The organism is Sporosarcina ureae (assembly GCF_002082015.1).
In the GTDB taxonomy this organism is placed as follows: Bacteria; Bacillota; Bacilli; order Bacillales_A; family Planococcaceae; genus Sporosarcina; species Sporosarcina ureae_A.
In genome coordinates, this window is sequence record NZ_CP015109.1 from 1,132,765 (window position 1) to 1,155,239 (window position 22,475).

Consider the following 22,475-nt stretch of genomic DNA (forward strand, 5'->3'; position numbering starts at 1 on the left):
TAATATAAGGAGAGAATACACAGTGTTTCAATTAAAGAAGAATCAAACGACTGTCAAAACAGAACTACTGGCGGGGATGACTACCTTCCTGACAATGGTCTATATCGTCATCGTCAATCCTATTATTTTATCGGAGGCCGGTGTTCCATTTGACCAAGTCTTTTTAGCCACTATAATAGCTACTGTCATCGGGACTCTTTGGATGGCCTTATTCGCAAATTATCCAATCGCCATTGCACCTGGTATGGGATTGAATGCGTATTTCGCTTCTGTCGTCATTGGTTCTAACGGTCAACTCGATTACTTGACGGCGTTTTCTGCAGTCTTTATAGCGGGTCTGATTTTCATATTATTATCAATGACTTCTTTCCGGGAAAAGTTAATAGAAGGAATTCCTGAAAACCTTAAACACGGAATTACAGCGGGAATCGGTTTATTTATCGCATTCATCGGACTACGTTTATCAGGTTTAGTAGTTCCTCATGAATCCAACATTGTACAACTCGGTGAACTTACCTCACCTGCTGTATTGCTAACATTGTTCGGACTGCTTGTGACCATTATTCTTATGAACCGCAATGTCTATGGTGCTATTTTTATAGGTATGATTGCAACCGGCATCGTCGCTTTCTTCACGAAACAACTACAATTTGATGGTGTAGTGAAAATGCCTCATCTGCCTGAAGGTATTCTTGTATGGAATCCAGCACTAGCAATGGGAGATGTCATTTCTTATGGTTTATATGGTGTTGTCCTATCATTTCTACTCGTTACTCTATTCGATACAACCGGAACGATGATTGGTGTAGCCAAGCAAGCTGGACTCATGAAAGGTAAATCGCTACCTCGTGCTCGTCATGCGCTTCTAGCCGACTCTGTAGCCGCCACAGTCGGCTCAATGGTCGGAACCAGCCCTACGTCCGCTTACGTCGAGTCGTCCTCTGGCGTAGCTGTAGGCGGTCGTACAGGCTTGACTACATTAACAGTTGCAGTGCTATTTATAGCCGCAGCGTTTTTCAGTCCGATCGTCAGTGCCTTATCCGGCGTCGCAGCCATTACGGCACCTGCTTTGATCATTGTAGGCAGTTTGATGATCGGTGCAGTGAAAAATATAGACTGGGACTCATTCGACGAATCGTTCCCAGCATTTCTAGTTATTTTAACGATGCCACTGACTTCAAGTATTGCGACAGGTATCGCACTTGGGTTCATCACATATCCATTACTGAAGATTACAAAAGGGCAAGGTAAGTCCGTTCCTTTGTTGATGTATATCTTTGCAGTATTATTCACCTATCAGTTGCTATTCTTGCCTCATTAAGATTTGTTAGTAAGCTGTCACATAAAATGACGAAGAATATTTCATTTATACAATTTTTACGGTATACTGTATGAAGGACTATCGATTTCATAGGAGGTACAAACAATGAGACTCATTCTAATTATGGCCGTTTGTTTTGCATTCTTATCTGCAATCTTGACTGGCGGATATGAAAATAAGCCAGGCGAATCAAAAACGAATCAAATGAAATAAATAAAAAAGGGATTGGCCATGAGCCAATCCTTTTTTTATATTATGTTAAATGTGCAAATCCCCGTTGACGAAGCGCTTCATAGATTAGAATCGCAGCAGTATTCGACAAGTTCAATGAACGGATATGCTCATCGTTCATCGGAATACGCAAACAACTCTCTTTATACTTCTCTGTTATTTCATTCGGCAATCCAGTTGTCTCTTTGCCAAACACAAAGAAAATATCCTGATCGGTATCCGAATAATCAAACGTGTCATAGCTCGTCTCTCCGAATTTGGTAATGAAATAAAATTCACCCTCCGGATACGCGTCTAAAAACTCTTGGATCCCATCGTGATACGTAATATCAACATGTTCCCAGTAATCCAGTCCGGCACGTTTCAACATTTTATCTTCAGTAGAAAAACCAAGTGGCTTTATTAAATGAAGAGCTGTATCAGTCCCCGCACACGTACGTGAAATATTTCCCGTATTGGCGGGTATTTGTGGTTCGAATAATGCAACATGAATCGTCATCTTACTACCTTCTTTCAAATAATGTGCAACTGTTCCAAAGCCTTCGTAATTTCACTCACGACAAACTCCTCTTCTTCCATAACCAAACATTCTTTCAGCACCTCTTCTGCTTCTGTCGTTCCAATCTCCCCAAGTGCCCAGGCCGCTGTTCCTCTAATCATTGGTCGCGGATCTTCTTTGATCAATCGGGTGAGTTCCGGTATCGCCGATTCATCTTTAAAATGAGCCAATGCAATGAGCGCATTTCGCTGAATCGGATTCTTCCCGCGCCAAGAGCCCGACATATGACCATATTGCTCTTTAAATTGACGATTGGATAATGACAATAGTGACAGTAACAAGGGTTTAACAAGCTCTGGCTCAGGCGTGAATGCAAGTTGATGCTCATGATTCATTCCTTTGTTTTTTGGGCAAACGGTTTGGCATGTATCACATCCATACAATCGATTCCCGATCTTGTGACGGAATTCTTCAGGTACAGGTTTCTTTGTTTGTGTCAAAAACGCAATACAACGCTGGGCATTCAATTGTCCAGGCTGTATAAGCGCGCCTGTCGGACAAGCATCCAAACATAAATTACAGTCTAGACATTGATCTTCCATCGGCTCATCTGGTATAAATGGCAGATTTGTAATCATTTCACCCAGATAAACGTAGGATCCGAACTCAGGTGTAATGATTGAACAATTCTTAGCTGACCAACCAATACCCGCACGTTCTGCTACAGCACGATCTACAAGCTCTCCTGTATCCACCATAGAACGAAGTCGCGCATCTGGTACCTTAGTCAGGATAAATAACTCGAGCTGTGCTAGTTTGTCACGCAACACGGTATGATAATCTTCACCCCAAGAAGCCCTGCAAAACATACCGCGACGTTCCCCTTTTTTCCCACGAGGACTATTCGACATTTTCGAGGGGTATGCAACGGCTATAGAAATGATACTCTCTGCTTGATCTAGTAATAATAAAGGCTCCGTTCGTTTCTCAATATCCGACTCTTCAAAACCCGATTGATAGTTCAATCGTTGCTGTTGTTTTAAACGATCTTTCAATTTCACAAACGGGGCTGCTGTCGTAAAACCAATTTTGTCAATTCCAATGGACGCCGCAAACGTTTGTATTTCATGCTGTAACTGAGCGACATTCACCATTCCCCGCCTCCCTTATGATAAGATGAAGTAAAATTACAAGCAGGTGATACTGATGCAACTTACTATTGATACTTCTATATTCTCGAAAATTCCTGATTTTAAATTAGGCATAATCTATTATAACAAAACAATCGTCTCCGCATCACCTCAGATGCTAAAAGGACGACTACAATTATTCCAAGAACAACTATACTTCGAGCTACTCGATAAAGATTTCACGGATTTTAACGGTCTAGCAGAGTGGCGATCCATTTGGGCAACTCTCGGTGCAGACCCGTCGACTAAGCCACCAGCTCTTCAATTACTCTTACAACAGATCAAAGATCGTCACTATACTCCATCCTTCCATAGTGCAGAAGATCTGAATACGTTCTTTTCCTTGCAATACGAAATTCCGACTGTTATTTACGATGCGGACAAAATAGCAGGAGATATCATGTTGTCTATCGGCACCGCTGAGGATGGCTACGAAGGATTGAATAATCAATTCAATACCTTGGAAAACATCTTACTCCTAAGCGACGGTTACAGTCCATTCGGTAGTCCATATGTTGATTCTATACGAACAGCCGTAACAGAGGAAACAGAAAACGTCATCCAACTTCTTTTCATTCGCCCTTCATTGGAGCAAGATCAGGCTTTACAACTAACTAATGCTTGTGGCAAAATGTTCACAAGCATCAACGGTGGGGACTATCAAAGCTCTGTATTGGATAGACAGAATCCTAACTTCATCCTAACAAAAGAGGTGGAACAATGAACATTACATTAGCTGAAGGCATTAAATTAAAAAGCATTCTATCTAAGCAAATACGTGAACTAGAAACAGAAGCCCAACGAGTGGCTTTCATAACGGTTGAAAAAGGCGCACCACGTCCGATCATCAGCCGAACATTACAAGATGTAGAAGCTGAAATGGAACAAGTGAGACTAGACCAACGCAAACTAGATTATCTCATCTACGTAGCAAACAGTACAAATACGGTAGAATTCGAAGGCAAACAACTACCATTAGTTGAAGCCATTGAACTGGCTATCCAATTGCGTGCAAAGTCTTCTTACTATAAACAATTTTCTTTAGCGAGTAAAGAAGAAATACAATACGGTTTTGCCGAATCGACTACAATTTATCGAGTGGCTTTGTTTGATCCAGAAGAGTATCGACTGAAAGCACAGCAAGCCGAAAAAGCTGCTCACCAACTATCGAATCGTATTAATATGAAAAACTATACAATCGTTCTCGACTTCGATGGCGCTAATTACTTTTAACCTCAAAAAGGTGAGACTCCTTTTTGAGGCATAGAGTGGGAAATATGTACTTAAACTTGCTAAACCAATTACACGTTACCCTTTACACATTGACCAATGACCTATTACCAACCACGTCCATGGCAATGAACCCTTACTGAGTAACACCCTTTCATATTTCCCCTCTGTGGCCTGCTACCTGTCATTTTGACAGATAGCAGGCGTTTTTTTGTGTTTTTCAATAAAAGAGGAAGCAGGACGTGGCTAGTAAGAAATCTGAAGAAAATTGAATCATCACTTCTTGAGGATCCTAACCTTATAAATAACTGTAATCGGGGTAGACTACAGGTAAATAAATGATTTGAGTGAGGAGTAATGAATATGCCGAACAAGCAACAGGGACACAGCTATAAAGAACAACAAATGAAACAGCAGCAGCAACAATTGAAGGATAACCAATCGCTAGTCGAACAACAATTTGATACAAAAAAGAAGATGGCATTAAAAGCGATGCAACAAGCAGTACAAACACTCCAACAGATGTCGTCTATGTCAGATTTGGCGACATTGCAACAAGCACAACAACAACTGCAACAAGCTGTCCAGCAGCTAAATTATTTGCAAGGCATCTCGATTACACAGTCCACGACCGCTGAACAACAGCAACTAGAACAAGTACAACAACAGATTGAACAGGCAGCGCAGACACTCCAACTCATACAATCTCTAAACAACGGAAATCAAAGCTTTAAAAAAGGTTAAAAAACATCCAAGACTTTCTATGAAAGTCTTGGATGTTTTTTATTTGCGGAATGATTATTTGTTTCCATCAATGAATTCACTACATCTTTTATCTCTTGGTATCCCGTACATCTACAAATATTAGATTGCAGCCACTCTTCTACAATTTCTTCTTTTGCATCTGGGTGTTTGGTTAATAAAGCATGACAATTGACGATAAAACCGGGTGTACAAAATCCGCATTGAATCGCCCACTTATTAGCAAAGGCCTCTCGTACAGGCGAATCTAATAGCCCTTCAATTGTCATGATCGGTAAATCAACTACTTCAACAGCCAACGATAAACAGGAATGGCTGGGTTCTCCGTTCACAAGCACTGTACACGCTCCGCAATCCCCATTTTCACACGAACGCTTGGCGCCTGTTAATCCAAGTTTCTCCCTTAAAGTATACAAAAGTGTATCCGCGTTCCGAACAACCGCCTCCTTTGTTTCTCCATTCACATGTAAATGAATAAAAGACTTGGACGTTGCGTTTTGTATATTCATTCCCCCATCTCCATTTCTTCCATGACATCTAGTAACACATTTTTCAACACAAATGCTCTGTACTCTTTAGAACCTTGAAGGTCATCCACAATTTTGGAAGGCAAGCTTTCCATGACTTTGTCTATTCTATCCACAACAGAAATAGCCGAATCATTTAATATTGTCTCTATTTCATCGGATCTGAAAGGAAAATCACACACACCGCTAAAAGCAACCCGTAGTTGGCTTTCCCTCAAGATGGCCGCTACCGACACGACAGGATAACCTACTTTCGAAAACTTGGTTCTCTTTAGACTTATATACGGTAGGGCGAGATAGGATGAGTCAATAATAATTTGAAGAAGGATTTCCCCTGGGGAAGTATTCATTTTTTTATTAAATACAGAGTGTAAGGAGACGACTCTTTCATCAGTCTCTTTCGCCATTTTTACTTTCGCGTCTACTAGCAATAGGGGTAAAATACTTTCCTTATATATTAATTCACTATTTATATTCCCACCTATTGTAATTTTGTTTCGCGAGGTATGATCTGCAATTTGTTTAACAGTTGTGCCCAGCAAGGGAAATAGGTTGGAATTAGCGATTTTATTTAATGATACTGCCGCTCCTATTACTACATCATCGCCTTGTTTTTCCAACACATTACATTCAGGAATTCCTTTACTGTCAATTATCGCATCCGCGTAAATTTTATTCTTACGGGCAAAAGTAATAAATTCAGTGCCCCCGGAAATAATTAAGGCTTGTTCACCTTGTTTTCGTATTTCGTTGTACATGTTTATTGTGTCTGCAACGGAGGATGGTTTAAAATACTGGAAATCAAATGAAATCATTTAGTCGCCTCCTTCTTAGTGTGCCAAATGGATTCGGGTGTTAGCGGCAATTCGTTTAATTGCACTCCAGTTGCAATGGAGAGGCTGTTTGCCAGGCACGCAGGCGCTCCAATAACACCGTATTCGCCTATACCACGAGCACCGAAGGGACCGTCTATCGCGGGGCTTTCAATAAAGTCAACATGATATTCCGCTGGTTGTTCCCCGTAACGCAACATCGGATATTTCCGAAGGTCCCCGTTTTGCACAATGCCATTCTCATCGAAGACAAACTTTTCGCTTGTCGCGTAACTTAAGCCCATATACATTCCGCCACGCATTTGTTGTGCTGCCGTCATCGGGTTAATAATGGTTCCCCCATCAAGGACCGTAACACCTCTTAAAATGGAATACGTCAAATCTCTTGTGTTCAATTCAATTTCTACAGCCTGTACACCAACTGACCACCAAGGTCCAGGCTTTCCAAAACCAGTTTGTGGATCCATCGGTGTTAAATGCCGTTGTATATGTTTTCCGACTCCTACAATTTGTCCTTCAATTGAATGTCCGCTTGGATACGTGTATCCTAGAGAAATATCCTTAATCTCTACACCCATTGTTGGATCAGGTTTTAAGTACACCCTCCCACTGCCTACATCCAAGTCATCGGGAGAGCATTGAAGCACAATAGCAGCTGTTTTTTTCAACTGGGCTATTGCATGATCCGCAGCATACACAACAGCACGTCCTGCTAGAAAAGTTGTGCTGCTTGCGACTGTTCTCCATTGGTGTGGATCATATTGTGTATTTACTTCCATTGTGACATGAATTTTATTCATATCCATATTTAATTTTTCCGCAAGAATTTGTCCAAGAATTGTTTTAGTTCCTTGTCCAATCTCTATGGCGGCACAATTTAAATTCACGCTGCCGTCTGCCTCAAAAATGATTATGGCGCCCGCCTGTGCATTTGTAGCCGTTGTTGAGGTCTTCCAGAAGGTACTAATCCCTTTCGTGCGCACTAAATTTTTTCCACTTTCAACTCTTTGGCCTTCATCCCATTCAATCAACTCTTTGGCACGGTTAATACATTTCTCCAAATCACCTATATTATTCGCCGTCAATACGGTTTGTGTCGGCGATGTATCCCCCGGTTTTATACCATTCATAATACGAAACTGGAGCGGGTCAATATGCAACTTTTCCGCCAGCCGGTCCATCGTCCGTTCTACTGCAAATGTAAGTTCAGGGTGTCCATAGCCCCTGAATGAAGTGGCAAATGGATGATTTGTATACATACAATACGAATCGCACCATACATTTGGAATGTTATACGGACCTGTAGAATCGATTGCCGCTGCCCTTGTGATTCCAGCGGCTTGGTCGGAATATGCACCCGCATCGATTAAATACGTATATTTGCCTGCAACTAATTTACCTTCTTTCGTTACACCAAGCTGTACAGTTGCATCAAAACCAATACGACACGGAGCTGTTGTCATATCTTCCTCTCGGTCAAATTCCAACTTCACTAACTTCCCCCCTACAGCCTTCGAAGCCAAATAGGCCAGTGGTTCCAACTGAACTGTGCCTTTTCCGCCAAACGCACCGCCAACCATCGGAATATGAACGAGGATGTTACCTACGTCAACATTGAAAAATTGATTCAGCACTTTTTTTATTGTAAATGGTGACTGACTGCAAGTATGTACAATAACCTTACCTGCCGGATTAATTTCAACTCGGGTACTTCTTGTTTCCAACGCAACATGATCTGAAAGATTAAATGAGTAAGTCGCTGTGATAGTTTCTTCACTACTTGCCCAAGCCGAATCAAAATCACCTTTACGTATTTTAATATGGCTTCCAATATTTGTAGATGCTTGCGGATAAACATCGCTTATAATTTTCGTGTATTGTTCAGCATTTTCATGGACAAGTGGTGCGTCTTTTTGAAATGCTTGTTGGACAGAGTTCACAATAGGCAAAGGTTCATATTCAACTTTCACTTTTTCGGTTGCGCGTTTTGCCTGATATTCATGATCTGCTACGACAATTGCTACAGGTTCGCCATAATAACGAACTTTTTCAAATGCAAGCGGGGGGCGATCTGCTAAAATGGGGCCAATATGATACGGAAACATTTCGCCAGTAACAATCGCACGCACACCTGGCATTTTCCATGCTTCAGTCGTATCTATGGAAATAATCTTGGCATGGGCTTGCGTGCTTTTCACAAGTTTCGCGTGCAAAAGACCAGGGGCCGAATAATCCCCTACGTATCTAACTTTTCCAGTCGATTTTTCCACTGCATCAATCCGTTGTTGAGGTTTCCCAACAGTCGTCAATATTTTATTCGTCATACCTTACCCTCTCCCTTGCATTATTTAACGTACAACGATAATTATTGTGTTCATGTCAATCTCATGAGCTGAAGCATCCATAATTTTTTCAAGTGTCATGCTGGTTTTCTGTAATTCCTTTTGATCTGTCACGACAAAAACAGGTGCACCTCCGCCTTGAATTGTTTCAGGTTTCGTCGTAATGACTGCAGCAATTGCAGCTAGCTGATTTTCCAATTCACTCAACTCCCGATTATGCGGACTTCAGACGTATTCCCAACTGTAATCCATATAGTTTGCTGTTATTTTATGATTTTCCTTTATCCGCTTCCTTAGGCATCCGAATTGCACTATCTAGTATGGGAACTTTGTCCAGGACCGCCTTGATTTGATGAAATTCTTTTTCCCGCGGCAAGAAAAACAATGCAATCCGACCGTCTGCCATATCTCTCTTCGTTAGTGGAATCAAAGCAGGTTCTCCCGAGTCAAGGTAACTCCCCAGGATAGTCGCCACGTGATGTAACATCGCCTGCCGCTGTCCTAGGAATGACAATGTTACAATACTATTCTGATTTTTGGGAATGACAATTGCACCAACTGCTTGTTCACTAATGATTTTCCTCGTATCCTCTAGTCCCACGTTTTTAATTAATATATCCCCAACAAAGAGCGTCGGTCCCTCGAAGCGGACAGCTGCCTCTGTCACATCTGCGACATCCTGCAAAGACTTTCCTGTCATATTAAACTTCACAATAATGAGCATGACAATCCCACCGATTATTCCTATCCAAAATGCAAATACAGCACACAACGTAGTGACAAGTGCCGTAAACATTACTAAATAATTTCGGCTTTCAAACGCCTGGGCCATTCCTTCAACGAAAGGGGCCCCACGCTTAACGAGTTCAAATGTATCTATCTTCTCAAGTGATTCCCTTTCCATTTTTCTAACTTCTCGGAACTGGGTCGCTGCAAGGCCAAGAAACGTAACAGCTGTCCAGTCAGATTCTAGAACAGCTGGAATCGCAACCGCACCAATAAAAGCGGAAATAAAACCAAAAGAGAGATGAATAATTCTCCCAGTAGGATAGGTTGGATATTGCCGAAAATCAGTACGTAACAAAAGCATTCGTGCAACAATCCAAAAATAATTCCGATTATGACTGGAAGTAAGTAAGGACCCACATATAACACCTCCTTGAAGAATTATAGATCTAACGTATTCTAACCAAAATTAGAACAAGTTATAATCTAATGATGATTTTTAAGGAAATGAATAATACGGTCACATAGTGGCTAAAGTGGTGGAAAAGAATGAAGGTGAGAAATTGCAGTCAATTCAGCAAATGATTGAAACTGTATTGGTTGATGTCCAACCCACTGTACTTGCAATGATAGTTAAGGTGGAAGGATCCTCCTATAGAAAGGAAGGTACCTGGATGCTTCTTCGAGAGAATGGTGTGCAGATAGGTATGATTAGTGGTGGGTGTATAGAAAATGATTTACATAGCCGTGCGACTCAATTATTTAGGACAGGCAAGGTGGATACTGTTCTATATGATTTAAGTTCCGTAGACGACCTTGGTTGGGGTCGCGGCGCGGGATGTAATGGTATGATCACAGTATTAGTGCGTGATATTGATGAGGATTTCCGAAGTATCCTTGGTATTGCACACAAACAATTATTAGCCAATGAACCTACATATTTTTTTCAATCTATGACGGACTTTAATCAGTATGGATGTATAACCTCTGATGGACATCAATTTGGGGGAATACAATCAAACATTACACTTAATTTTAAAAGTATAATACCGTTTCAAACAAAAGCTGAACAACTCGATTTCGATGAAGAATCGGTTTATTGCCAACTTATATGGCCACAACCCCTTCTTTATATAATTGGGGCTGGCGTTGATGCTAGACCACTTGCACGAATTTCTGAGAATCTCGGTTATGCGGTCCATATCTTTGATTGGCGAAGCAGTGTTTGTAATGAAGTTCACTTCCCAACCGCGACTTCTATTCAAATTGGTGATGTTGCAAAGTTACTATTAAATGTAAAATTTAGCCCGTTGGATTCAGTTGTCCTTATGACACATGACTTTCAATTGGACTTTGAAATCGGACGTTATTTACTTAATTTCAAGTTGCTATACTTTGGTATTTTAGGATCAGAAAAAAGAACGAAACGATTATTTGATGGAGTACTACCATATAATGTTCATTCGCCAGTAGGATTATCGATTGGAGCGGATGGACCTGAAGAAATCGCTGTCAGTATCGTAGCGGAACTTATTGCTGTGAGACGAGGGAAAATAATATGAAAATCGTTGGCGTTTATCTTGCTGCTGGAAACAGCACCCGAATGGGTACCCATAAATTAGCACTACCTGTTGGTACTATGTCTCTTGGTAGCTTGGCACTTGAGACTGCATTGAATTCACCACTTGATGAAGTCTATGTGATCGTAAAAGATACAGATAACGTGGAATGGATTCCTTCATGTATGAAATCGAATGCTAAATGTACAATCATCCAATGTGCTACTTCAGATACAGGCCAATCTGAATCCTTGCGCTGCGGCATTCAACACGCCCAAGATCATCGTGCTGATGGCGTACTTGTCATGCTAGCTGATCAACCTTTCATAACGGTTCAAATGCTTTCGGAAATGATCAATTGTATGAAATTATATCCTGTAGATCGTGGCCACTACATTTGAACAATCATTACACCGCCTGTTCTATTTTCTTCCTCCATGTATCCCGACCTTTTAAAGTTACGCGGAGATAAGGGTGCACGTGCGATTTTGCAAGGGGACTTTCTTCAAAAAGGGAAGCTTTGACCTGTAACGACAAAAGACTTGTATTCGATGTCGATACAGATGAGGATTACCAAACGTTTAAAGCCTTCGAATGAACAATATGAAAGCCTTGTCATGTCAAAAAAATTAATGCATGAATAACCATTGGCAGATCTGCCGGCATCGTCACCCCCATCCGTCAAGCGTAGTTGCATGAGAATGGGGGTCATAAAGCCTTATAGGTCATTCAACTTTTCAATTATGGCTCGTCCAATTCGCAAAAAAATCCTTATTTCTTTATATGTTGGCCTCCAAACAAATCGATTACTTTTCTCTAGCAGTAATAATCACTTAGTACATCAGCTAATGCTTCGGTAGTCCGATTGAGTTCTTCCAGTGTGTTATCGACCCCACCGATTTCTACAATAACTGCATTGGAGATATATCTTGATTATACACACCGTTTCCTTGAGTGCTATCCTTCGTAATATTCCTTTTGATAAACCCGGATACCGCGTAGAGAGCAGTTGATCTAATCCTTCAATGAATTGAAGATTTTTTTTATAATTTTCGTGCCCAGTACCTACAACAAATAGTAGGCGTCCAAAATTATCTCCATTTATTTCTTAGTAGTAGAGTTTCTACGTAAAGAATCTCTATGTATATCCAAGAATATTTCCAAATCTTTATTCTCAGCGCGTGCAGATTTTACCCGTTCTCCTGATATCTGATATGAACTATTGAAATCTAACCCTCTCAAACTAAGTTCTTGAACAATATCAGTTGAATCCACTTCAGTACCTACGCCTCTTTTTCCCAAAGCTTTCCCAAGCATTTTTCCTACTATCGTAATATTTGCTTTTGAGTGGTAAGCGTTCTCCGGTTTTTTAGTGTCTGTAAAATAAGGTAAAAAAGATTCTCTGCTATGGGAATGATAAATATATACGACATCCCTTCCAAAAGTAGAGTGGATAGGATCTCTAGGAGGTATTAGAGGTGCTTTCATATTTTCAAAAATCGCGTCAAATCTCTCTTTATCAAAACTCCTTTCCTTTAATAGATCTTTCATCGCTGGATTAAATTCATCTCTAGCTAGTTGCTCGAATTCGGTATCTTGCTTATTAGTCTTTTCATCTTCTCCTTCTACTAAACTTTTTATTTTCTTTAAGGGCTCTTTTTCTAAATCAGCTTTAACATACAATTTATCCAACAAACTTTGTTCTTCAATTTCATCACCTGGAATAAAAAACATTAGAAATAAAAGAACTAAGAACCAATGGCAAATAAGGTAGTTGCGATGTAAAGTAAAATTAAAAGTGGTTTTTTGCGCTTCTCTTTTTCACTGGATCTTTCTTCAGTCGGAGTCAATATATACCACGCCTCAATTCATTCAAATTTTAAAACAGCCAGTGTGATTTGATGCACACTGGCTGTTTTCATATTAACTTTTTCACCTTACGATTCTTCACATTAAACTCATGAAAGTCTAGTGCACTTCTATTTGTCCCATCATACCATTGTCCTCATGTTCAAGAATATGACAATGGAACATGTAAACACCTTTATGATTGAATTGGATAGCTATTTTTACTCGCTCCCCTGGATGAACAGATATACTGTCTTTCCAACCTTTTTCATTTTCCGCTGGTTCTTCCCCATCTCTTGAGACTATTTTAAACTGAGTCCCGTGAATATGAAATGGATGAATCATGCCACCCATCATATCTTTTTGTTGTAAATTTCCAAACCTCTGTAACTCCTTCTGGTTGTGTGAAATCAATTCTTTCTGGATCAAATTTCTTTCCGTTTATCGTTACTTTATCCATCATTCCAAAAAGCTCTATCTTTTTGGTGACTGGTAAATTCTTCTCTTCAGATGTTAATGAAAAGTTATTCAGCTTTTTGCTGATTTCATCAGTTTTTCCACTTTGACCTGAGACATCTAACGGCAAAAGGATAGAACCTTCTTCATTTATTAATGCCAGGTCATTTGCAGTATTAAGCGCTGCAAAATCAACAACAATTTCTGCCCGTTCTGAAGGTGTCAATGTGATTTCGTTAAGTGTCACTGGTTCATTCAAAAACCCACCATCCGTTGCTATTTGAACAAAGGAATCCCCTGTATTCAATTTAAATGTGAAATTCCTTGCATTCGATCCATTTAATAAACGAAGGCGCACTTTTTCTTTGTTTACAGCCAACTTAGGATTTAGTGTTCCATTGATTAATAACGTATCTCCGATTGTTCCGTCATCATTCATTGCCGCTCTGTAATTCAATTGTTTCTTTTCATCAAATGTTTTATCTTGAAAAATCAACGGTATATCATTCTTCCCATAATCATTTGGTAATCCGAGATTTTTGCATTGTCATCTTCGATATAAATCAATCCCGCAAGACCGTTATATACCTGTTCAGAGGTTTTCCCTTCTGGATGGGGATGAAACCAAAGTGTTGCCGCTTCTTGTTCCACTTTAAACTCAATCGTTTTTTCTTCACCCGGTTTAATCACATCATGAGGGCCACCATCAGCATCTGCCGCTACTTCAAGTCCATGCCAATGAAATGTTGTATTCTCATCGAGCTCATTGATCGCTCTGATTTTTACTGTTTCGCCTTTCTCTAACCGAAGCATTGGACCTAAAAATGTTCCATTATAACCATACGTATTTGTTTCTACACCATCAAATATTTCAGTCTTTCCTGTTTGTGCTCTTACGGTGTATGTGACTCCTTCGTTGTTATCACGTTCAAGCATGGAAGGAATTTTTAATTCATTTTCCCCTGTTGAGTCATTTAAACTTACAACCTCATCATGACTCATATGCTCATTTTCCATCATGTCTTCATTCATATCCATCATTGAATGATCCATCTCTTCATCATTCATCATGGAATTATTCATGTCCTCATCAGGTTGTGAGTTAGCATTGCTACAACCGCTAATTACCAATATACCAATCGCTAGCGCGGTAATTTTCATTTTTATCCTCATTACTTTTTCCTCTTTTCTCTTAATTATTTCTTTTGTAGTGTAACAAAAGAATATGAAAAAAGTATGCAGATGAACAAATTGTAAATAACGAACCTACTATTTCAGCAATCAACTTTGAATTTAACTAGACGGAATACTCCGTCAACGTTAGCCAGAAATTTAATAAAATTTTCGCAAACGAAGAAGGTATGCATGGAATCTCTATCGATGGGCTTGATGTAGACATTAAAGGCGATGATGAATCAACTTTCACACCTACAGAGCCTGGTGAGTATATAATCTATTGTAAAATTACATGTGGGGCAGGACATGCCGATATGAAATCGACACTAATAGTCAAGTTTTCTTAGATTGCTCGCCGTGATGATTATTCACAATTTCAGAATGAAAAAGAGTGAGAAAGGAATATATTCCAGTCCCACTCTTTTATGCTTATATCTCCATTGCCACTTTCGTATAAACCATCTTCAATATTTATTTCAAATTAACTTTTTGCAAACGCAATGCATTCAACACAACGGATACCGAACTAAACGCCATGGCAGCCCCTGCAACCCATGGGGCTAATAAACCAATTGCCGCAATTGGTATCCCGACCGTGTTATAGAAGAAAGCAAAAAATAAGTTTTGCTTAATATTCCGCATTGTTTTCCTACTCATAATAATCGCATCTGCAACGCTATTTAAATCACCACGCATGAGTGTTATGTCTGCCGCTTCAATCGCAATATCTGTACCTGTACCAACGGCCATTCCGATGTTTGCCATTGCAAGCGCTGGGGCATCATTTATTCCGTCACCCACCATGGCGACTTTTTTGCCTTGATCTTGTAGCTTTTTAATTTCATCACTTTTTTGTTCTGGCAACACTTCTGCAATCACATGTGATAGACCGATTTGACGAGCAATGGCCTCTGCAGTTCGTTGGTTGTCACCAGTTAGCATGATGACCTCTAGATCCAATTCCTTCATTCTCGCAATGGCTTCTTTGGAAGTTTCCTTCACTGTATCCGCCACCGCAACGACACCTGCAAGTTGTTGATCCACAGCAATGAGCATCGCTGTTTTTCCGTCACTCTCTAGTTTTTCCATAGATACTTCTGAATCTAAAATTGCGATGTTATGTTCTTTCATCAACCTTCTCGTGCCGACCAATATTTCTTGACCCCCAACAATGGCGCGAATACCATACCCAGGTAAAGCTTCAAAATTTGTGGCATCAAGAAGTGATAAACCTTTTTCTTTCGCACCAAGAACAATCGCTTGTGCCAATGGATGTTCAGATTGATTTTCGGCTGTTGCAACTAATTGTAGAACTTCATCTTCTGTAAAACCCTTTGTTACTGTAATATCTGTTAAAGCAGGCTCTCCCTTTGTTACTGTTCCTGTTTTATCTAACACAACTGTATCAATTGAGCGTGTATTCTCTAAATGTTCGCCGCCTTTAAAGAGTAAGCCCATTTCAGCAGCTCGACCTGAACCTGCCATAATCGAAGTCGGTGTTGCCAAGCCTAACGCACATGGACAAGCGATAACCAAAATTGAAATCGTTGGAATCAATGCCGAGCGGAAATCACCTGGTGTTACCGCGAAATACCAAATGAAGAAAGTCGCCACTGCGATTACAACGACAATCGGTACAAAAACACCCGAAATTCGATCAGCCAAACGTTGAATATCTGCTTTCGATCCTTGTGCTTCTTCAACTACCTTCACAATTTGTGCTAATGCTGTATCCTTCCCTACTTTTGTTGCTTTGATTTGCAAAGAACCGTTCTTATTAATTGTTGCACCAATAACTGCGTCCCCCGCAACTTTATCAATCGGAAGACTTTCTCCTGTAATCATCGATTCGTCAATCGCGGAACGACCTTCAATAATTTCGCCATCCACCGGAATCTTTTCACCTGGTTTTACAATGATTGTATCTCCTGCGATTACTTGCTCAATCGGCAATTCCAATTCAACACCGTCTCTTAACACTCTTGCCGTTTTAGCTTGTAAACCCAATAATTTTTGAATCGCTTGACTTGTTTTTCCTTTTGCACGGACTTCAAATAACTTCCCAAGAACGATCAATGTGATAATAACGGCAGCCGCTTCAAAATAGAGGTCGGCATGCCCAATGCTTCCCGCATTCATCCATTCAAATGATAAATAAAGACTGTAAAAATATGCTGCACTCGTGCCCAATGCAATCAATACGTCCATATTGGCACTTTTATTTCTAAGTGAATTAAAAGCACCTTTATAAAACTGGGCACCCACGATGAATTGTACCGGTGTTGCAAGTGCAAGTTGTACCCACGGATTCATGAGAATCGCGGGCAGGTAGATAAACGATAGAAACTCGAAATGGGCAATCATCGTCCATAACAAAGGAAATGTCAAAATAGCTGAGAAAATGAACTTATTCTTCTGCTTTTTGATTTCTTGTTCTTGATGGTCTATCTTGTCTTTACTATCTTGCTGTGGTATTAATTCATAGCCCATTTTCTTAACTGCAGTCATCATATCAGATGCTTTAATTTTATTATCATCATATTCTACAGCAATGGTTTCAAGCGCAAAATTAACTGCAGCATTAGAAACACCATCCATTTTACTAATTCTCTTTTCAATTCTAGCTGCACATGCTGAACAAGTCATACCTGTAATATCAAATGTTTCTTTTTCTTGAACCACTTCATAACCAAGTCTCTTTATTCTTTTAATAAATTCATTCTCATCTGTTATCTCTGGATCATAAACGATGGTTGATCTTTCTAAAGCAAAGTTGACGTTCGCTTTTTCAACACCTTCTATTTTGGAGAGACCCTTTTCAATGCGATTTGCGCATGCCGCGCAGGTCATTCCCTTAATTTGAATTGTTTTATCAGTAGTTGGCATTCGTTGTACCTCCAATACTATATAGGGGTATGTTTTATTTAAAAAATAATGATTATACCTAAAAGGTATAATCATATCCGCCTACCCCCAATATGATGTAAGCGGATATAGGGTTATTACTGATGATTTAAACGATGTCATACCCTTGTTCTTCAATCGTTTCTTTGATCTGATCCAATGTTGTTAATGTGTGATCAAAGTCTACGACAACTTCGCCACTGTTTAAATTAACGTTTACTGAAGAAATACCCTTAAGATTACCTACGCTTTTCTCGATTGAATTGACACAATGATTGCATGACATTCCTTGTACTATTATTTTTTCCGTCATTTTCATGACCTCCTATTTTGCAATTTAGTTGATGTAACTCGACTGTGTTTTCTACCCATTTATTTCGACATTGTCTTCATAACATCCATTAATTCTTTAATAGCTGCTTCACCATCTTGCCCTTTAATGGCCTTTACTACACAATGATGAGTATGATCTTCCAGTAAAGCTAGAGATACTTTGTTCATGGCTGATTGAACCGCACTAATTTGGTGTAAGATATCCACACAGTAGCGGTCATTCTCGACCATCTGATGTATCCCTCTTACTTGCCCTTCAACGCGCTTTAAACGGTTTAAAAGTTGTTGTTTATTTGGCTGGACAGTAGTTTTTGTTGAGTCTGTCATGATATTCCCTCCTCACCAATTACTTATACCCCGTACCCCTATAATAACATTTCGTTTTACCGGGGTCAAATAATCATTTTATATCATCCATCCCGATAATCATTTAATTCCCAGTAAAGAAATATGGGCATCCGTTTTTTTAAAAAAAACGGATGCCCATATTACAATTATTAATTTAGTTTATCGAAATTGCTGTGTATATAGCAGCGGAAAAATCAGCTCGCGTTGCTTCTTTTCCCTGATCAAATCTTGAGGTTTTAAAAACTTCTGTTTGGTCAAGAGTCTTCAATGCATGAATTGCTCCAGAAGCCCAGTGACTTGTAGAAACATCATCATAAGTAGATGCTACTAATGTTTTATTCTTCATTATTTCTTGAAGCTCAAATGCTCTATTTACAATAACTGCCAGATGAGTACGTGTAAGCTTATCATTAACCCCAAATTCACCTGTTGTATACCCTTGAAGGATACCCGCTTCATTCAGTGCTGCAATATCATCTAAAAATGCATAATCTGACGACACATCTTTGAATGTCACTCTGGTCGTTGATTCCAACTTCAGCACTCGATTCAACATTGCTGCTGCATGACCACGCGTAATCGAACTTTCTGGCTTAAACGTCGAGTCAAGGTAGCCGTTGACAACGTTCTTTTCATTAAGCGCAATGATTGCGTCATGTGCTAGATGTTCCAACGGTAGATCCTTGAACTTGCCACTCATTAATTGTGCACTTTTTACAGTGTCAGGTTCAGGAACACTAGTAAAATTCGCTACTCGCTTAGCTCCGGCATACCTAGGCGCCCAATAAGGATTTGTCTTCAGATTTGCCTTCAAGACTCCACGACTTTTCGCAGATATGAACTCGTCATTCCCTAAATAAATTCCAGTATGAGATATACCTTTTTTATATGTATTCGCAAAGAACACTAAATCCCCTGGTTGCAGATCAGCTTTACTAACAGAAGTACCTACTCTGAACTGATCTGCGGATGTTCTCGGTAAGTTAATGTTGAAATTATTATATACATATCTGATATAACCCGAACAATCAAATGCAGCGGGTGTTGACCCTCCGAACTTGTAAGGTGTGCCATAAAACTTATTCGCATACGTCGCAATTTCATTGGAAGCTGCCGCACTAACTTTATTTGAAGATATAAACGGTATTGTACTAATTAAAATCAAAGCCATTAGAAATTGAATTAATCGTTTTTTCATTTTCCACCTCGAATAGTTTTTTGTCTTGTTCATTGTTCGACCACTTTTTTATTACTTCCTGTATAACTTTAGTATAATAAATGTGGTTATTGCTTTACAATCACGTTACATTTGCATGACTAAACTAAGGATTATTTAAGGAGAATAATCAGTCACTCGGCTATACATTTTGTATTTTCGACATACAAAAAAATCGTCTATGTTCATAAAGTAGACGATTTTTCATTATTGTGATTTTCATTAACTACTCCCACCACACCATAACTCTCCTACCTCCTAAACGAACAGAAGATAATGTGGCAACCGCGTAAATCCTACCTTTAACTAATCAAGATCATCAACAAGTGCTTTTATTGTCTCTTCATCCATCGGTCCAATAAACTTGTGCCTAATTGTCCCATCCGTGCCAATCATATATGTTGTAGGAATGGACATAATCTTATACATTTCCATGACTTCGCCATCTTTATCAAGCGGAATCGGAAATGTTAACCCATACGCATCCACAAATTTCTGGATGCTGTCGGTCCCTCGCTCTTCCTTCGTCATATTCACGGCAATGATTTCTACATTCGCGGAATCTTTATTTTTTCTATAGTAATTTTGCATATGAGGCATTTCTGCTTTGCATGGACCACACCAAGATGCCCAAAAGTTAAGAATAACTTTTTGCCCTTTATAGTCCGACAGCTTTATTACGTCCCCTGAAAGTGTAATAAGCCTAAAATCAGGAGGTGTATTTCCTTCTTCAAGCCCAGACTCGTACTCAATCGTTGTGCTATCCGCCCCAGTAACGATTGTTTCGATTGGCTCCGCTATTTCTAGGTTTGATTTAACCATCAGGACAATCAACGTACCGATAATTAAAGCTGTTATAACAATACCTACCGTCCGCTTATTCACAATTGTACCTCCGATTCAATTTTTCTGTCACTCCCCGAAATACTAGTATTCCAGAAACTAAGGTGATGAAAAAATCTTGATGACAGCTAACCCTTTAAACCCCTTCTATTGTAAAAAGGATGCGAATAATTATACACTTATTGATAATATTCTCCTCCCTCTATAAATATTGATGTATCAACGGTTTGACCCGTTGTTAGGGCGCCAAAAATATATTTTTGACACACTTGTTACCGTTTTGAATTTAATATGTGAATCTTCTAACAGCCTTTGGTACGCTACGCGGTCATCGCTGGATAATACTGGTTGCGATGCTAATACAATATACGATGCACTCTGGATCTCCGCATAGCTTATGATGACGTACCCTCCCATGTCTCTTGGCGTCTAATGCGCCTACATTCCTTCGTTCGGTCTAGTCATAAGGCGGAGGCTGGCGAAGCTCCTTTAGGGACTCATTGGTCGTATGGAAAATATCATGCCGGCTACTCCGTGTCATCCAATTTTCTAGTCATTCACTCAGAATGTCGTGCTTAGGCAGCTCTATCGAGCTTAGGAATGTCCTTCATCATTTGCTCAGCGTCAAACGCTATGTGTTTCGTACAGATTGCGTGTAGTACCTTCAGTAGTTTTCCGCAGAGAACCACAATGGACTGTTTCTTGCGTAATGGATTCACTTGTCTGGTTGTGTAATACTCGTGCAGTTGTTTAAATGCCTTGTTATGCCGCACCATTGGCATCATGACACGGAAGAGCAGTGCACGCAGCTGGCTTCTTCCTCTTTTAGAAATTCGTTTCTGTCCCTTGTGCTGTCCGGAAGAATTCTCCCTCAACGTCAATCCCGCAAGTTTCAATAATTGGCGTGGATGATCGTAATGGGAGAAACTGCCGATTTCTGATAGTAAATCAATGATGGTTGCGTCTCCAAGTCCTGGGACTGTTTGGAGATACTCGTACTCAACTGTAGCTTGAATAAACGCTGTCAGCTGTTCTTGAAGCGATGCCAGTTCCTTCTCAAGTTGGCGATAACGTTGAACAAGTGTGGCAATTTCAATACGGGCCATCTGTTGTCCTTCTGTTACGCCTATAGAAGTACGTGCATTTTCAATGAGCTTTTTTGTCTTCGGCAACTGGGGAGATTTCATCCCCTCTACCGTCCGGTAGGTTGCCAGTAGTTCTGACGGTTCCTGATTCACTATCTCAGATGGGAATGGAGTACATTCCAAAACGGCTAGCGCCATTTTACCAAACGCTGGAAATATTCCTTGGAACTCGGGAAAGTACCGATCAGTCCAGCGAATCATCTTGTTTTTTATCGCGTTCAATTCTTCAGTAAGATTACCTTTCAAAGTCGAACCAACCCGTAGTTCTGCCTCTGTCTCCCTTAAAATTCTAGGGTAGCTGTAACGTCCATCTTTCACCAAACGGGCGATGACGAGGGCATCTTTTGCATCGTTCTTTGTTTGAAGATTGTCGTCCAGCTCCTTGGACTTCTTTACATGCATGGGGTTGCATACGACGAGGGGGATGCCCCGATCATCGAGAAAGTAAGCCAGGTTGAGCCAATAGTGGCCGGTAGGTTCAATACCTATGATGACATCACTTTTACCAAATTGTTTCTTAGCGTTTAGAATACACTCATAGAAGTATTCGAACCCATGGCTTGATTGATGAACAGGGAACGATTTCTTAAGAATCAGGCCACGTTCATCGACCATGCAGGCGTAATGTGTGCGCTTGGCGATATCCATTCCGATAACTAGCGTCTGATCCGTGACTTGATTAATCTTTGCATTTTGCGTAAAATTCATGATGAGTCCTCCTTGGTATTTAAATTAGGGGTCAATTCGTGCTGATTTGACACCCCGCATCATACCAAGAGGGCTCTTTGTGTTCAAGTCCCCGAAAAAGCTTCTAACAGGAATGCTCCTTTAAATTCGAGTATATCGAGTATACTTATTATTTATGCATTTTTAATGAAGATGGTAAAAGTGTGGTAAGAAACCGTTCTGAAGAAACTTTTAAAGAGACTGGGACATAACTAGCATGAAGTAAGCTAAAAAAGGTTGGATCATCGTTCTTTGATGAT

General features: G+C 40.0%; 20 protein-coding genes and 2 pseudogenes. 6 read left to right on the plus strand and 16 right to left on the minus strand.

Annotation, left to right across the window (positions count from 1 at the left end; translation table 11 throughout):
• The first annotated feature begins 22 nt into the window (after positions 1-22).
• Positions 23-1,321, plus strand: a complete 1,299-nt coding sequence (locus tag SporoP17a_RS05605; protein ID WP_083033483.1) for an NCS2 family permease — start codon at positions 23-25, stop codon at positions 1,319-1,321.
• 253 nt (positions 1,322-1,574) lie between these two features.
• Here SporoP17a_RS05605 and trmL read toward each other — a convergent pair whose 3' ends face one another.
• Both trmL and queG read right to left on the minus strand, forming a co-directional pair.
• Complete coding sequence (gene trmL, locus SporoP17a_RS05610; protein ID WP_083033484.1) at positions 1,575-2,051, minus strand: tRNA (uridine(34)/cytosine(34)/5-carboxymethylaminomethyluridine(34)-2'-O)-methyltransferase TrmL; 477 nt, start codon at positions 2,049-2,051, stop codon at positions 1,575-1,577.
• A gap of 14 nt (positions 2,052-2,065) precedes the next feature.
• Entirely contained in the window at positions 2,066-3,202 is a 1,137-nt protein-coding gene (gene queG / locus SporoP17a_RS05615) for a tRNA epoxyqueuosine(34) reductase QueG (protein ID WP_083035919.1), read from the minus strand.
• 55 nt (positions 3,203-3,257) lie between these two features.
• Between queG and SporoP17a_RS05620 the strand changes: the two genes are divergently transcribed.
• The 3 genes from SporoP17a_RS05620 to SporoP17a_RS05630 all read left to right on the plus strand — a co-directional run bounded on the left by SporoP17a_RS05620 (position 3,258) and on the right by SporoP17a_RS05630 (position 5,215).
• Positions 3,258-3,965, plus strand: coding sequence for a B3/B4 domain-containing protein (locus SporoP17a_RS05620; protein ID WP_083033486.1), 708 nt, complete (start codon positions 3,258-3,260; stop codon positions 3,963-3,965).
• Complete coding sequence (locus SporoP17a_RS05625; RefSeq protein WP_083033488.1) at positions 3,962-4,474, plus strand: hypothetical protein; 513 nt, start codon at positions 3,962-3,964, stop codon at positions 4,472-4,474. The genes SporoP17a_RS05620 and SporoP17a_RS05625 overlap by 4 nt, the downstream gene beginning before the upstream one ends.
• A gap of 360 nt (positions 4,475-4,834) precedes the next feature.
• Complete coding sequence (locus SporoP17a_RS05630) at positions 4,835-5,215, plus strand: hypothetical protein (RefSeq protein WP_237262387.1); 381 nt, start codon at positions 4,835-4,837, stop codon at positions 5,213-5,215.
• Between the two features lie 17 nt (positions 5,216-5,232).
• Here SporoP17a_RS05630 and SporoP17a_RS05635 read toward each other — a convergent pair whose 3' ends face one another.
• From SporoP17a_RS05635 to SporoP17a_RS05655, 5 genes are all read right to left on the minus strand, one after another.
• Positions 5,233-5,742, minus strand: coding sequence for a (2Fe-2S)-binding protein (locus SporoP17a_RS05635; protein WP_083033492.1), 510 nt, complete (start codon positions 5,740-5,742; stop codon positions 5,233-5,235).
• Entirely contained in the window at positions 5,739-6,575 is an 837-nt protein-coding gene (locus SporoP17a_RS05640; protein ID WP_083033494.1) for an FAD binding domain-containing protein, read from the minus strand. The genes SporoP17a_RS05635 and SporoP17a_RS05640 overlap by 4 nt, the downstream gene beginning before the upstream one ends.
• On the minus strand, positions 6,572-8,917 hold the full coding sequence (locus tag SporoP17a_RS05645) for a xanthine dehydrogenase family protein molybdopterin-binding subunit (protein ID WP_083033496.1): 2,346 nt from the start codon (positions 8,915-8,917) through the stop codon (positions 6,572-6,574). Before SporoP17a_RS05645 ends, SporoP17a_RS05640 begins: the two co-directional genes overlap by 4 nt.
• 24 nt (positions 8,918-8,941) lie before the next feature.
• A complete protein-coding gene (locus SporoP17a_RS05650; RefSeq protein WP_156890528.1) occupies positions 8,942-9,133 on the minus strand; it encodes a capping complex subunit for YIEGIA in 192 nt (63 codons plus the stop codon).
• 70 nt (positions 9,134-9,203) lie between these two features.
• The gene (locus SporoP17a_RS05655; protein ID WP_083033499.1) at positions 9,204-10,025 is read right to left on the minus strand and encodes a YIEGIA family protein; all 822 of its coding nucleotides are present in this window, start codon (positions 10,023-10,025) and stop codon (positions 9,204-9,206) included.
• Positions 10,026-10,200: 175 nt separating this feature from the next.
• Between SporoP17a_RS05655 and SporoP17a_RS05660 the strand changes: the two genes are divergently transcribed.
• The gene (locus SporoP17a_RS05660) at positions 10,201-11,223 is read left to right on the plus strand and encodes an XdhC family protein (RefSeq protein ID WP_083033501.1); all 1,023 of its coding nucleotides are present in this window, start codon (positions 10,201-10,203) and stop codon (positions 11,221-11,223) included.
• Positions 11,220-11,621 carry a nucleotidyltransferase family protein gene (locus SporoP17a_RS05665; RefSeq protein ID WP_083033502.1) on the plus strand — a complete coding sequence of 134 codons (402 nt, stop codon included), beginning with the start codon at positions 11,220-11,222 and terminating at the stop codon, positions 11,619-11,621. Before SporoP17a_RS05660 ends, SporoP17a_RS05665 begins: the two co-directional genes overlap by 4 nt.
• A 415-nt stretch (positions 11,622-12,036) precedes the next feature.
• Here the strand turns inward: SporoP17a_RS05665 and SporoP17a_RS17210 are convergent, their stop codons facing one another.
• The 9 genes and pseudogenes from SporoP17a_RS17210 to SporoP17a_RS05705 all read right to left on the minus strand — a co-directional run bounded on the left by SporoP17a_RS17210 (position 12,037) and on the right by SporoP17a_RS05705 (position 22,197).
• Entirely contained in the window at positions 12,037-12,144 is a 108-nt protein-coding gene (locus tag SporoP17a_RS17210) for a stage II sporulation protein P (RefSeq protein WP_335695512.1), read from the minus strand.
• Positions 12,104-12,954: pseudogene (gene spoIIP / locus SporoP17a_RS16970) on the minus strand (stage II sporulation protein P). Before spoIIP ends, SporoP17a_RS17210 begins: the two are co-directional and overlap by 41 nt.
• A 234-nt stretch (positions 12,955-13,188) precedes the next feature.
• Positions 13,189-14,697, minus strand: a pseudogene (locus tag SporoP17a_RS17305) (multicopper oxidase family protein).
• Positions 14,698-15,171: 474 nt separating this feature from the next.
• Positions 15,172-17,586: a heavy metal translocating P-type ATPase gene (locus SporoP17a_RS05680; protein ID WP_083033503.1), complete on the minus strand. Its 2,415-nt coding sequence runs from the start codon at positions 17,584-17,586 to the stop codon at positions 15,172-15,174.
• Positions 17,587-17,713: 127 nt separating this feature from the next.
• Complete coding sequence (copZ, locus tag SporoP17a_RS05685) at positions 17,714-17,917, minus strand: copper chaperone CopZ (protein ID WP_083033505.1); 204 nt, start codon at positions 17,915-17,917, stop codon at positions 17,714-17,716.
• 59 nt (positions 17,918-17,976) lie between these two features.
• Positions 17,977-18,264: a metal-sensitive transcriptional regulator gene (locus tag SporoP17a_RS05690; RefSeq protein ID WP_083033507.1), complete on the minus strand. Its 288-nt coding sequence runs from the start codon at positions 18,262-18,264 to the stop codon at positions 17,977-17,979.
• 175 nt (positions 18,265-18,439) lie between these two features.
• Positions 18,440-19,483 carry a C40 family peptidase gene (locus tag SporoP17a_RS05695; protein WP_167693386.1) on the minus strand — a complete coding sequence of 348 codons (1,044 nt, stop codon included), beginning with the start codon at positions 19,481-19,483 and terminating at the stop codon, positions 18,440-18,442.
• A 324-nt stretch (positions 19,484-19,807) separates the two neighbouring features.
• Positions 19,808-20,386 (minus strand): peroxiredoxin family protein, encoded by a 579-nt coding sequence (locus tag SporoP17a_RS05700; protein ID WP_083033511.1) that lies wholly within the window; start codon positions 20,384-20,386, stop codon positions 19,808-19,810.
• Positions 20,387-20,919: 533 nt separating this feature from the next.
• Positions 20,920-22,197 carry an IS110 family RNA-guided transposase gene (locus SporoP17a_RS05705; RefSeq protein WP_083030644.1) on the minus strand — a complete coding sequence of 426 codons (1,278 nt, stop codon included), beginning with the start codon at positions 22,195-22,197 and terminating at the stop codon, positions 20,920-20,922.
• Positions 22,198-22,475 lie beyond the last annotated feature (278 nt).